This window comes from Salinivibrio sp. SS3, assembly GCF_001722105.1.
GTDB classification, from domain to species: domain Bacteria; phylum Pseudomonadota; class Gammaproteobacteria; order Enterobacterales; family Vibrionaceae; genus Salinivibrio; species Salinivibrio kushneri.
Genome location: NZ_MEBQ01000004.1, coordinates 34,861 through 48,129, shown reverse-complemented (window position 1 = coordinate 48,129; position 13,269 = coordinate 34,861). Strand labels below are relative to the sequence as shown.

General features: G+C 51.2%; 11 protein-coding genes. 8 read left to right on the top strand and 3 right to left on the bottom strand.

The genetic code is table 11. The features are described 5' to 3' along the window. The first annotated feature begins 117 nt into the window (after nt 1–117). A complete protein-coding gene (locus tag BGL48_RS01850) occupies nt 118–2,433 on the top strand; it encodes a hypothetical protein (RefSeq protein ID WP_069361065.1) in 2,316 nt (771 codons plus the stop codon). 149 nt (nt 2,434–2,582) lie between these two features. Beyond that, nucleotides 2,583–3,704: an ISAs1 family transposase gene (locus BGL48_RS01845; protein WP_069361064.1), complete on the top strand. Its 1,122-nt coding sequence runs from the start codon at nt 2,583–2,585 to the stop codon at nt 3,702–3,704. Nucleotides 3,705–4,102: 398 nt separating this feature from the next. Here the strand turns inward: BGL48_RS01845 and BGL48_RS16440 are convergent, their stop codons facing one another. Further along, nucleotides 4,103–4,228 (bottom strand): hypothetical protein, encoded by a 126-nt coding sequence (locus tag BGL48_RS16440; protein WP_255377289.1) that lies wholly within the window; start codon nt 4,226–4,228, stop codon nt 4,103–4,105. A gap of 173 nt (nt 4,229–4,401) precedes the next feature. Here BGL48_RS16440 and BGL48_RS01835 point away from each other — a divergent pair, with 173 nt between their 5' ends. From BGL48_RS01835 to BGL48_RS01820, 4 genes are read left to right on the top strand one after another with little or no spacing between them, the layout of a single operon-like run. Then, nucleotides 4,402–5,313: a 3-keto-5-aminohexanoate cleavage protein gene (locus BGL48_RS01835; protein ID WP_069361063.1), complete on the top strand. Its 912-nt coding sequence runs from the start codon at nt 4,402–4,404 to the stop codon at nt 5,311–5,313. Beyond that, a complete protein-coding gene (locus BGL48_RS01830) occupies nt 5,310–6,266 on the top strand; it encodes an L-carnitine dehydrogenase (RefSeq protein WP_069361062.1) in 957 nt (318 codons plus the stop codon). Before BGL48_RS01835 ends, BGL48_RS01830 begins: the two co-directional genes overlap by 4 nt. Further along, a complete protein-coding gene (locus tag BGL48_RS01825; protein ID WP_069361061.1) occupies nt 6,266–6,727 on the top strand; it encodes a thioesterase family protein in 462 nt (153 codons plus the stop codon). Before BGL48_RS01830 ends, BGL48_RS01825 begins: the two co-directional genes overlap by 1 nt. Before the next feature lie 29 nt (nt 6,728–6,756). Continuing rightward, complete coding sequence (locus tag BGL48_RS01820) at nt 6,757–8,511, top strand: BCCT family transporter (protein WP_255377288.1); 1,755 nt, start codon at nt 6,757–6,759, stop codon at nt 8,509–8,511. A gap of 142 nt (nt 8,512–8,653) precedes the next feature. Here BGL48_RS01820 and BGL48_RS01815 read toward each other — a convergent pair whose 3' ends face one another. After that, nucleotides 8,654–9,601 carry a GlxA family transcriptional regulator gene (locus tag BGL48_RS01815; RefSeq protein ID WP_218089793.1) on the bottom strand — a complete coding sequence of 316 codons (948 nt, stop codon included), beginning with the start codon at nt 9,599–9,601 and terminating at the stop codon, nt 8,654–8,656. A 295-nt stretch (nt 9,602–9,896) separates the two neighbouring features. Here BGL48_RS01815 and BGL48_RS01810 point away from each other — a divergent pair, with 295 nt between their 5' ends. Then, nucleotides 9,897–11,270: a hemolysin family protein gene (locus BGL48_RS01810; RefSeq protein WP_069361058.1), complete on the top strand. Its 1,374-nt coding sequence runs from the start codon at nt 9,897–9,899 to the stop codon at nt 11,268–11,270. Beyond that, a complete protein-coding gene (locus BGL48_RS01805) occupies nt 11,267–12,283 on the top strand; it encodes a CNNM domain-containing protein (RefSeq protein WP_069361057.1) in 1,017 nt (338 codons plus the stop codon). The genes BGL48_RS01810 and BGL48_RS01805 overlap by 4 nt, the downstream gene beginning before the upstream one ends. Before the next feature lie 124 nt (nt 12,284–12,407). Here BGL48_RS01805 and metQ read toward each other — a convergent pair whose 3' ends face one another. Then, entirely contained in the window at nt 12,408–13,223 is an 816-nt protein-coding gene (metQ, locus tag BGL48_RS01800; protein WP_069361056.1) for a methionine ABC transporter substrate-binding lipoprotein MetQ, read from the bottom strand. Nucleotides 13,224–13,269 lie beyond the last annotated feature (46 nt).

Genomic DNA, 13,269 nt, shown 5'->3' with positions numbered 1-13,269 from the left:
ATTTTATTGTTGAAATATAACTCATTATAAAAAAGGAAATAATAAGCCTTGCTCTATGAATGGTGATAGTATGATTTCTTATAAAGTGGTCGATTAAACTTGAGTTGAGCTAGTGTTATGGGTAAAAACAGCAAGCAGCGCAGAGATTTAAAGAAGAAGCGGCGCGGAAGAAAAAACAAATCATCATTCAATAGTGTTAGCAAAGATTCATCACCAGTATTTCAAATGATGGAAAATCCCTTTGGTGACATGACTGATGAACAGCGCAGGAAAATGGTCAGAACACTCGAAGCAAAGAGCAAGGAACAGGTGACCGGCGCGCTTGATTGCATTGACAAGATATTTAGAAAGCATGACCCAATAGGGTTGATATCTGTCGTAGCTGCTTATGGGCTGTGCGTTGGTGCATCGGATGATGGGATAGAATCTAACCGCTCTCTTAGTGGGATTGAGCAAGCTCATTTAGAGATACTTCAAGCGTTGGCTTTAAAAGTGCCAGAAGAAAATGTTGGCTTTTACCCTCCAACCCCCGAGGTGATTGAAGAGATTATTGATAAAGTCAAAGAGCTTAGCACTGCTTTTACTTTTAGTCGTATGAGCGAAGATGGATTGAATTTATCTCCAGAAGACGGTGCCATTAATCTAATTCAGGAAAAGCTGCGGGGTCATACTCAGATGGTTAGAAACTGGGGTTTCCATTCGCAAGTCAAAACCATAAGCAGAGAGCTTTACTCGGGCTTTGACGGTATGCTAACCAAGGAGTTAGGCTTTTCTGTATCTAATATTCTCGATGTATTTGAATCACTTACAATCACAATGGAGTCAAAGCTATCTAATCACTTTGAGTCAATAGCAAAGGTAAGGCGCAGTAAAAAGCCCAAAGAGATCGTAATTGAATATCACAAGCTCATTGATAAGGGTGAAGAAGAGGCGGAAGCATTTCTTAAAGAGTTTAATGTTGCTAGTTTAACGGAGGAAAACGCATTTTCTCTATGTTTAGCTCATTATGATTTGAGAATACCTGACATTTACCTCATAGATTTTCAAGAGTTATCAAAAACTGTTGGTTTGGATGAAAAGGTAGTTCGGAGCATAGTCGACTATTTCTCACTTAAAATAGGAGACTTACACAAACAGAATGAGCTGTTTTTCTTCTTGAGCAACCCTGCATGGAACAAGCCAATAATACGTTCAGGGGATGAGTTCTACAGTATTCTACCGCAACTTTTTTTCAGCTTTGTGTTTGTGGTTATGGATGACATCATCGAGATGTTTGATAAAGATGGATTGCACAAACGCAGAGCCACCTACCTTGAGAGCAAGATTGAGGAAATTGTAAAAAGAAGGTTTCCTGACTCCAAAGTTGTGAGTGGAGTTAAGTGGGTTAAAGGAGAGTCCCAGTTTGAGACCGACTTGATAGCATTTATTGACTCTCATGCCATTATCATTGAGGCGAAATCACAGAAAATCTCGAAATCTGCATTAAGGGGGGCTCCTGCTCGTATTAGAAGGCATCTGGAAGAGATTCTTATAGAGCCGAGTGTGCAGTCTCATCGTCTAGAGCTTAAGATAAACGAACTAAAATCAGGTAGCGGCTCTATAGAGGACTTTGTCGACGATTTGCCGGTAGATATTTACGAGATTAATAAGGTTATTCGTGTTTCAGTATCACTTGAAGATTTTGCGACATTACAGTCTAACTTGCGCTTGTTTGATGCTACAGGATGGGTGCCAGATGATTTCGCGCCATGCCCTTCGATGAACTTAGGTGACTTTGAGATATTATTCGACTTGTTGGAGCACCCCGTTCAAATAGTACATTATCTATTGCGTAGAGCAGAGATTGAGAACACCTATCAATTTATAGGTGATGAGCTGGATTTTATGGGATTATATATCTCAAATCTATTCAATCTGAGTAATCTCACAAAAGACGCTTCGACAGAGATTGTGCTCACGGGTATGTCAGAATCACTAGATCTTTACTACATGTCAAAAGATAAAGGAATACCGACGCCTAAACCTCAGCCAAAAATTACACCTTGGTTTAAAGATGTATTCAATAAACTAGAGGAAAGGTCAACACCTCGCTGGAGTGAGATTGGTAGTGTTCTCAACAGGTTCCCACCAGATGACCAAATAAAATTATCACGCCACATTAAGGACCTGACAAAAGTAGTGGAAAAAACTTGGCAAGTCGAAGGGCATAAGAACAGCTTAATATATAACCCAGCAGAAAGCTCAGAGTATGCTTTAGCAGTAGTGCTTTTCAAGAATGCTAACCGCGAGCGTAGGTATGAGTACGTTGAGAATGCACTCTCATTAGCCTTGGAACCCAAACATGTTAAGCATTGTTTGATTATTGCAATTAATATTGATGATGAATCTTTGCCATATCACTACATTGCTTTCGCTGAAGATGCGGAAGTGTAGTGAATAAGGGAATTTGGCCAGCCACATGTAGGCTGGTCGTATAGCAGGGCGAGATCGCGAACGTTTTTTAACCAATAAAGGATCGGTTTGACGATCACCTCTGGCTGTGATCATATAGACCGATTCTAAAATAGTTCGAGATAGATACCGTGGATATCGATATATTTAAAGACTACTTCAGCACCGTTGATGATAACCGCCAGAGTGCCAAGATAACCTACCCGCTATTCGACCTGCTTTTTGCTTCATTGTGCGCGGTGATTGCGTGGTCGAAAGGATGGTACGAGATTCGAGAATACATCCTCGGGCACCATGAGTGGTTTAAGCGTAACGGTATGTTTGAAGACGGTATTCCTGCCGACGATACCATCGCTCGTGCCATCTCTTCGATTGAACCGAGTGCCTTTCAAGCCTGCTTTATCGATTGGATGAAAGCGGTCCATCAAATGACGGATGGTCAGGTGGTCGCGATCGATGGTAAAACGCTGAAAGGCTCTTACAACCGTGAGGATAGAAGTAGTACGATCCACATGGTCAGTGCGTATGCCAGCGAAAACCACCTGGTGCTTGGGCAGCTCAAGACTGAAGAAAAAAGCAATGAAATCAGTGCGATTCCCGAGTTAATTCGCCTACTCGATTTACGCGGTGCGCTGGTCACCATCGATGCGATGGCCTGTCAAACGAAAGTTGCCAAAGCTATTGTTGAGCAAGGTGGTGATTACTTATTAGCGGTGAAACAAAACCAGGGAAAGCTAGCGAACGCGATCACCGCGGCATTCAGTGAGCAACGTCGAACCTTCAATGACGATGTTGTGTCTGAGCATGGCCACGGTCGTACTGAGTCGCTCCAGTGCTATATAATTGATAAAGAATGTTTATCAGGCGACTTTACTCGTTGGCCATCACTACAAAGCCTTGTCATGGTTGAGTCTTTACGTGTTGAAAAAGGGCGCCCGATGTCGCTGGAGTACCGCTACTATATCAGCTCAAAATCACTGACTGCCGATGAGGCAAGCCGTGCCATCCGCTCGCATTGGGGCATTGAAGCCATGCACTGGGTATTGGATGTCAACATGGGTGAAGACGCCTGCCAAATTTATAAAGACAATGGGGCCGCGAACTTTGCCTGTCTGCGACACATGGCCTCAAACATGGTGCGGGCTGAGCCGACCAAGATCAGCTTGGTGGCCAAACAGAAGCGGTGTCTCATGAATCCCAGCTTCTTAGAGAAGGTTTTAGCCGCAGGCATACCGGCGATGGTTGAAAAATGAACACTCATGCGCTCGCCCTGGGTCGTATAGTTGCAATAGTAGAAGTAACCCGAAAAATCAGAATGCTTTATGGGCGTAACTCACATTTGTCCATTTCCAAGTAAGAACGACGTCCTACTTATTCTTTTCGCATTACTCCAAAGTCCGCATTGTTTAGTGCGGGCTTACTCATTTCACAGTATGTCCAGCTGGGCGAAATTTCGCCTTTGACGACAGCGCCGCTATCGCCACAATGACCCCAGTGACTTAGACCCACCAAGCCTTAACTCCACCCCTAACCCATTCACAATCGCCATCAGTGGCTGAGGGACTGCCTTTTTGGCTGAGTGTGCGGTAGAGCGCTTCTCGTCAAAGGCCGGTTTTTTTAGCAATATCTGCCATTCCTTTGGCGCGCGCGATCACACCCAGAGTGCATCGGCGATACATGCGGGATCGCCCGTTTGCACCGCTTCGTCTAAGTAAGCTTGAAGTGCTTCTTGGTTGTTCAAGAATGCTGCTGGGTCAAATGGGGGGGCCGTTATCATCGGTAACCGCTATCACGTTTAGCGCTCTACCGTGATTTGTTTGCGCCATTCCGTCAGCCTGCCAGTAACTCACAATGTCTCTTTATGTGGCTTTTATGTCGCTTAGTGTCAAGTTATGACGCTGTATTCCCGACACACTGTGGCCAGTTTAATCAAGCGACAAGAGGCCGAACATGAATCGCAGCGTCATCCTTACCTGCGCCGTCACCGGTGCGGGCGATACCACGGGCAAAAACCCCAATGTGCCAATCACGCCAAAACAGATTGCCGACAACTGTATTGAGGCGGCGCGTGCTGGTGCCAGTGTCGCTCATATTCACGTGCGTGATCCTGAAACGGGCGGCATTAGCCACAACATTGATCACTTCCGTGAGGTGATGGAGCGCGTTCGCGAATCAGACGTCGATATTGTTATGAACATCACCGGCGGTGGCGGCGGTGATTGGGTGCCGGATCCTCAAGACCCAAGCCGTGGTGGGCCGGGCACTGATATACAAACCCCAGCCGAGCGCCATGAGCCAGTGGGCGAGCTATTGCCTGAGCTGTGCACCTTAGATTGCGGCAGCCTGAACTTTGGCGACATGGTGTACATCAATACCGCTGACTGGCTGCGTGAGCAAGCCCGTATGGTGCAGGCTGCGGGCGTGAAAGCCGAGCTGGAGTGCTTTGACTTAGGTCACGTTTGGTTTGCCCGCCAGCTACAAAAAGAAGGTTTGCTTGAGGGCGATCCGCTGTTTCAGCTTTGCTTAGGGATTCCATGGGGCGCGGAAGCGGACACCGAAACCATGTTGGCCATGCGCAATAAGCTGCCGGAAAACGCCAACTGGGCGGCGTTTGGAATTGGTCGCCATCAGATGCCGATGGTGGCGCAAGCCATGTTGCTGGGTGGCCATGCGCGCGTGGGCTTGGAAGATAACCTCTACTTAGAAAAAGGGGTGATGGCGACCAACGGCGGCTTGGTAGAAAAGGCGAGCACCATTATTGAAAACCTTGGCGGTCGCATTATGACACCCGCACAAACGCGCGCCGCGCTGAAACTGGTTGACCCTAAGACGGGTAAGCCGGTTGAAGGAGGTGAGCAATGAGCAAGCAGTTAGCGGTCATCGGCACTGGCGTGATTGGCAATGGCTGGATTGCGCGTGCCTTGGCGCAAGGTTGGGACGTGGTTGCCTATGACCCTGACCCACAAGCGCCCACTCGCACCCGTGCCTTTGTAGCCAATGCCTGGCCATCGTTAGAAAAACTGGGCCTTGCCGACGGCGCGGATCCTGCTCGGTTAACCTTTGTCGATAGCCTTGAGCAGGCGGTGAAAGAGGCCGACCTGATCCAAGAGAACGTGCCGGAGCGCATCGATATTAAGCGCCAAACCTTGGCGGCGATTGATGCTGCCGCGGCGCCAAGCGCGATTATTGGCTCATCGACCTCTGGCTTTAAACCCACTGAGCTGCAGACGGATTGTCACAATCATCCGGGGCGGGTGATGGTAGCGCATCCATTCAATCCTGTGTACTTGCTGCCGCTAGTCGAACTAGTCGGCGGCGAGGCCACTCAATCGGATCATATTGACTGCGCCCATGCACTTTACCAAGCGCTGGCAATGCGTCCCTTGGTGGTTAAGCGCGAAATCGAGGGGCATATTGCAGACCGCTTGATGGAAGCGCTATGGCGTGAAGCCTTGCACCTGGTTAACGATGGGGTGGCCACGACTGAAGAGATTGATGCGGCAGTGGTTTATGGCTGTGGCTTGCGTTGGTCACTGATGGGCACCTTCTTAACCTTCCACCTGGCCGGTGGCGAGCAGGGCATGCGCCATATGCTAGAGCAGTTCGGCCCGGCGCTAAAACTGCCGTGGACCAAACTCGAAGCGCCTGAGCTGACCGATGAGCTGATTGATAAAGTGGTTGAAGGCTGTGAACACCAAGCCGCGGGTCGTCCCGTCTCTGAGCTAGACCGTCGCCGTGATGCGTTTTTGGTCGAGCTTTTAGACTTGGCGCAGAAGTACTGGCCAGAGGCTGAAGGTTTGGAAGGGCGCATCTAATGGCACTGTTAACGATAGACGTCGCCCCCGAGTGGGTCGATTATAACGGGCACATGAACGACGCCGAGTATGCGCGCGTGTTCTCGCTGGGTGTCGATGCGCTAATGGCCACCATTGGCTTGGATGACGAAGGCCGCACCCAGCATGGCTATACCATTTATACCCTAGAAACCCATTTGTGTTACCGACGTGAGGTGCATCAAGGGCAGACCTTGGTGGTCGACGTGACCGTGTTAGCGCGGGATCAAAAGCGCCTGCATGTGTTTATGCAAATGTGTGATTGCCAAGGTGAGGTGCTGGCCACCAGCGAGCAGATGCTGATGGGCATCGATACGCAAACCGGTCGCCCCGCACCGTTTCCGGATGCTGTCTCCAGCCTGATTGAGCGGCTGCCTACCGCATCCGACAATGAGTGGCCCCAGCTTGCTGGGCGTCGCATCGGCCTACCCAGTAGGCAGTGAGCGCGTCGTCACCAAGATGGTGAGCCATCATGAGGTCCCGCCCAGCAGAGCCTGGGCGGATTACGGGATCGCCGGCCCGACTTCCGGCTCAAGGAGGAATCATTATCGCTACTTCAACACCCCCAAACTCATCCCAACGCGGTGACAGCCAGCAGGCTGCTACCTCGACCGATTACATGGTCACCGAGCTTGCGCAAGGTGGCTTCTTCCAAGGCATGCACCGCGGCATGACCATTTGTTCAGCCGTATTGGTATTGGCGTTTGTACTGTTCACTGGCTTTGAGTCAGAGACGGCCAGTGTCTTGTTCGGTGCCACGCGCACCTGGATTGAAAGTACCTTTAGTGGTTACTACCTGGTCACCGTGATGCTGTTATTGACCGTGTGCGGTTTTATCGTTTTCAGCAAGTACGGCAACGTGCGGCTCGGCCCTGACGACAGTCGCCCAGAGTTTAGTAACTTCTCCTGGTTCTCGATGCTGTTTTCTGCCGGCATTGGTATCGGCATCCTGTTTTTTGGGGTGGCCGAACCCATCTTTTATCTCGATAACTCCGGTGGATTTGGTTATCCCAACAATCCCCACGCCGACATGGCGGGCGCGGCGACCATTGGCTATGAGCGCGCCATTGATGCGCTGCGGGTCACCGTGTTCCACTGGGGGCTGCATGGTTGGGCCATCTATGTGATTGTCGGTATGTCACTGGCGTATTTTGCCTACCGTAAGCAACTCCCTTTGGCCCTGCGCTCGGCGCTTTATCCTTTTATCGGCGATCGTATTTTCGGCGCCTGGGGCCATCTGTTTGACATCCTCGGGGTGCTGGGTTGCGTGTTTGGCGTGGCGACGTCGCTCGGGCTTGGCGTGAGTCAAATGGCCGTGGGGCTGGAGCGCTTGATGGGTATCGCCTCTGGCTTATCGACTCAACTGGTGTTGATTGCGGTGATTTCGTTTATCTCGATTGTGTCGGCGGTCTCTGGTGTGCGCCGCGGGATCCGTATTATCTCGCAGATGAATATTTGGGTGTCGGTGTTTGTGGTTGGCGTCTTTTTAATTGGTGGCCCCACATTGTGGCTGTTCGGCGCGTTTGGTGAAACCTTACTCGACTATGCGATTAACTTTATCCCGATGGGGCTGTGGTTTGCTGATGAGCCGGGTACGGTAGATTGGCAGCAGGCCTGGACCATTTTCTATTGGGGCTGGTGGCTTGCCTGGGCGCCGTTTGTAGGGTTGTTTATTGCGCGTATTTCCAAAGGGCGCACCCTGCGTGAGTTCGTGTTGGGCGTGTTGTTTGTGCCTACCTTGCTGATCTTTGTCTGGTTGGTGATTTTTGGCGGCAATGCAATCTATCAAGAGCTGTATGCCAGTGGTGGTGTGGGCAGTGCTGGCATTATCGACTTGGTTAATGCTTGGGAGCTGCCAGCGGCCTTATTTGCGGCAGCTGATGGCATTGTCGGCACCGGCACGTTCGGCTGGATACTCTCGGCTCTGATGGTGTTCTTGCTGATGAGCTGGTTTGTGACCTCGTCGGACTCGGGCACCTTGGTGCTGACAACCATCTTATCACTGGGTGATGAGGAGCCGCCGCGGCGTTTCCGTATTATCTGGGGCGTGGTAATTGGCTTGGTGGCGGCGACGCTGCTAATGGCCGGCGGCCTTAAGGCGCTACAGACGGCGTTGATCGCGGCAGCCTTGCCACTGAGCGTGGTGATCCTGGTGATGACTGCCGGGGTGCTGATCTCACTGTTTGGTGAATCGCGCCGCTCGCTGGTCGCGGCTAAAAAAAGCTAGCCGCCAAAAATAGCTGGACGCGAAAAAATAGCGGTTTAAGACGTCGCACCGAGACGCGCTAAACGCGAGACAAGCTGCTCATTCCGTTGCCGATTAAGGTGGCGGGGTGAGCGGCTTTTTTATCTATCTTGCCTTTCTTCTTTTACTGGCTTTGGGCTTTTCGCATCTGGCGCGGCGACACACCGTAGTGGGTGCGAAACGCGCGGGAGAAACTCGAGCTTGAGCTAAACCCACACGCCAACCCCACGGATAATACATCAAGATCGGTTTCTTTTAGCAAATAATGGGCACGCTCTAGCCGTAACCCCAAATACCAGCTTCGTGGTGACTGGTTCAGCTCGCTGTCAAAAAGTCGTTGCAGATGGCGAAGCGAGATACCACTGCGCTGCGCCACCTCCGATAAAGGCAGGGGGGATTCTATATGGCGTTCCATCACATCCACCGCGTCGACTAGACGTCGGCGATGGGTGCCTAAACGGCGGGCGAGTGTCATTCGCTGTTGATCGCGCCGAGTACGAATGCGCTCGTGCACCAGCTGCTCAGAGACGTCGATGGCTAACTGGGTACCGTGGCGACGTGCAATCACATCCAGCGCCATGTCCATCGCCGCTGCGCCCCCTGCGCATGAAAAACGCCGCGGTCCCAGCTCAAATAGCTCATCTGAGGTCCTAACTTCCGGAAAGCGTTCTTGAAACGAGGGCAGGCTTTCCCAATGCAGGGTGACCCGCTCACCCTTGAGCAAGTCGGCAGCGGCCAGCAAAAAGCAACCGGTGTCGAGCCCGCCGAGCGCGCACCCCGCCGCATCAAGCCGGTGCAGCCAGCGCATTAAGGGGCGACTTAAATAGGCTTCAGGATCAAAACCGCTACACACGGCCAGCGAGGGCAGGTCATGCACCGCATCAATGGCTTTATCCGCCAGCAGTGACATGCCGTTAGACGCCTTCACTGGTTTGCCATCCTCACTGATCATTTGCCAATCAAACAGCGGTTCGCCGCTGATCTGGTTGGCAATACGCAGTGGCTCGACGGCAGAGAAAAAGGCCATCATCGAAAAGCGGGGCAGTAAAAGAAAGCCGATACATTCTGGCATCGGGCCTGTGTATTCAAGACGCATGACCACAAACGAACAAAGAATGGTAGAAATAATGATGAGGGGCAGCCACTAGCCGGGTCAAGATAAGGTGAGCATTTGATTGATAAAAGTATTAAATCGTTTGGCTGCCAAACGCGTGACGGTGAGGTGTACAAAAATTAACTAGACTGTATCGATATCACCAGAATATACTCCGATTCCTCTTTCTACATAAGGCATATTTTGTGGATCCAACACGCGTCGATTGTCACTCCCCTTCACTGGTACGTTGTCACCAACAAAGGATGCAGTCATGATTGAACCTATGATTACCCTCCTGCTCGGTCTTTTCTTTATTTTGTTAATTATTGCCGCCAATGGCTACTTTGTGGCGCAAGAGTTTGCCTATATGGCGGTCGATCGCGCAAAGCTTGCGACCTTAGCCGCGACGGGCGATGCGTCGGCAAAACGGGCGCTGGCGGTGACAAAACGGACGAGCTTTATGCTGTCTGGCGCGCAGCTTGGTATCACGGTCACCGGCTTGGTGTTGGGCTTTGTTGCCGAGCCGTTGGTCGGCGAGTCGATGGGCGTTTTATTGCAACAACTAGGCTTGTCGCTGGAAGCGGGGATCGCGATTGGCACCATGGCGACGCTCGCGGTGGCGATGATTGTGCAAATGATTTTGGGTGAGCTTTACCCGAAAAACTTAGCCATTGCCAATGCTGAACCCATGGCGCGTATGATGTCGCGTTCGACACTGATTTATATGTCGGTGTTTGGTTGGATCATCAGTTTCTTTGATAAATCCGCCAACCTGGTGCTACGGATGGTGGGGATTCAACCGGTGCATGATCTTGATATGAGTGCCTCAGAAGACGACTTACACCATATTATTGCCGACTCGCGAGAGAGCGGGGATTTGCCGGTGGAGTTGTCACTGATGATGGATAGGATCCTGGATTTTCCTGCGCGCGATGTTGAGCATGCGATGGTGCCGCGTTCGCAAGTTGATTGGGTGTCGCCAGAAACCAAGCTGTCCGAATTGTTGGCGCTGATGGCGCAAGCCCATACTCGTTATCCTGTGCTTGATAATAATGATGCGCCTGTGGGCGTGGTTCACCTGTCAGATGTCCTCGCGAAAACAGAGGCGGATTCAAATGATACCGTGGCGTCAGTGATGCGTCCTGCCAGTGTCCTCCCCACATTAATGCCGTTGCCAAATGCGCTAGATCAGTTGGTGCGCACGACCAATCAACTGGCGTGTGTGATTGATGAATATGGCGGCTTTGCTGGCGTATTAACGATTGAAGATTTGGCCATGGAGATCGTAGGGGAAATTACCGACGAACATGATAGTGATCATGCCGAGGCGGTTGTCCCTGAAAGCGACAATATTTGGTTAATGGACGGTGATGTGCACATCGACGAAGTGGAGCGTGCGATTGGTTATGATCTGCCGCGGGGTGATGTCGAAACCATAGCTGGCGTATTGATTGCGGCGTGTGGCGCATTGCCAGCCGTAGGGGATACGGTGACCATTGCGCTGCCGATTGACCCATCCGAACTGGCGGAGAGTCAACCAATTATGCGCCATCTTGAAGTGGATGTATTAAGCATTGAACGGCACATTCCCACGTCGGTGCGGGTCACGCTTATTGAGCAGCCCATTGTGGAGGATAATCAATGACCGATCCGTTAGTGGTCAGTGTGGTCACGCTGGCTTTGATTGTGTTGAGTGGCTTTTTTGTCATTATCGAGTTTGCCTTGATGGGCGCGCGTCGACATCGTCTGGAAGAAATGGCGGTAGAGAGTGGGTCGGCGCGGGCAGCGCTGCGTGGGATGAATGATTTGACCTTGATGCTGGCAGGGGCGCAATTAGGGATCACTTTTTGTACCTTTGCTCTCGGGGCGGTCACCAAGCCAGCGGTGGATGTCTGGGTCGGGCCCGTCTTTCTCGCGGTTGGCTTACCCGCTTGGGCGGCTGATGCGGCGGCCTTCGGGTTTGCGCTATTTGTGGTGACATTTTTGCACCTCGTCGTGGGTGAGATGGCACCGAAGTCTTGGTCGATTGCTCATCCAGAAAAGTCAGCCTTGGCAATCGGTGTTGTCTCGCGCGCTTATGTGTGGCCGTTACGTCCGTTACTTCGCTGGATCAATCGTATTGCCAATCGCTTGGTGAAAGCCTCAGGGGTTGAGCCTGTAGAAAGCGCCGCGGTCGGGGGACAAGATATTCAGACTATTCGTCAATTGGTTGAGCATTCTGGGCAAGTGGGAACTTTGCAACCAGCGATTCAACGGCAATTGTCGGGGTTGATCGATCTGAGTTCGATTGCAATCGAAACCTTGGTCACCCAGGGGCAGGTGATGGCACATGTTGATAAACATGCAACGGTCGCAGAGGTGCGTGCTGTCGCCGTGGCGTCAGGGCATCTGCGTATTTTAATGACTGGCAACGAGGGGCTTAAGCCGTTGGTGGTGCACGTGCGGGATACGCTACTCGAACCGGCAGACCGACTCGCACGCGATGTCGCTCGCAATGCGTATGTGTTAGATGCCAACACGCCCATCTACGAAGCGCTAGCGCGCATGCGTGAGGCCAGCGTTCAGCTCGCGGTGGTCAGTAAAGAGGGGGAAATGATTGGCGTGGTGACGCTGGCGGATATTTTAAAACGCGTGCTTCCGGTCACGGCAGCAAGTTAACCCGCTATTGGCCAAGATTAAAAAATGCCACAGTCACTTCACCAGTCACTGTGGCATTTTGTTTAGTTATCGATACTCGTTAGTGTCGCTGCGTTCGTCTGAGCGAACATATTGTGACGCTAGCTTACCAGCCTTTTACCACCGCCCCGTCAAAGACTTCCATTGCGGCATTATAAACCGCGTCAGTTTGGTAGGCTTTAACAAAGGTTTTCACGTTTTCAGCGTCGACGTTGTCTTTGCGCGCCACAATCAGGTTCACGTAGGGTGACTCTTTGTCTTCAACAAAGATGCCGTCTTTGTTTGGCGTTAGGCCCACGCCGGCGGCAAAGGTGTTGTTGATGATAGCCAAGTCTACGTCTTCCAGCGAGCGAGGCAGTTGTGGGGTTTCTAGCTCGATGATTTCAACGTTTTTCGGGTTCTCAACGATATCCAGTTTGGTGGCGTTGATGCCTGCGCCTTCTTTAAGCTTGATGATGCCTTGTTGCTCAAGCAATACCAGTGAACGGCCTAGGTTCGATGGGTTGTTTGGCACGGCAATTTTACCGCCTTCTGGTAGATCCTCGACGCTATCTAGCTTGTAAGAGTAGGCCGCAATCGGATACACAAAGGTGTTGCCAGCAATCGCGAACTCATAGCCACGATCTTTGATTTGTGCGTCCAAGTAAGGTTTGTGTTGGAAAGCATTCACGTCGACTGAACCATCGTCCAGTGCCGCGTTCGGCGAGACGTAATCGGTAAAGGTGATTAGCTCTACATCAAGGCCGAGCTTTTTCGCTTCTTTCACGGCGTGTTCAGCCACTTGTGCTTCTTCGCCGGCCATCACGCCCACGGTGATGCTGTTATTATCGGTCGCGGCTTGTTCTTTCTCACCGCAGCCAGTCAGCACCAAGGTAGAGGCAAGGCCAAGCGTGGCGAGTAGCGTTTTAATGGTGGTTTTCATTGTCTGTCTCCCTGTTTGCAACATATTCGTCATTATTGTGTTTGAT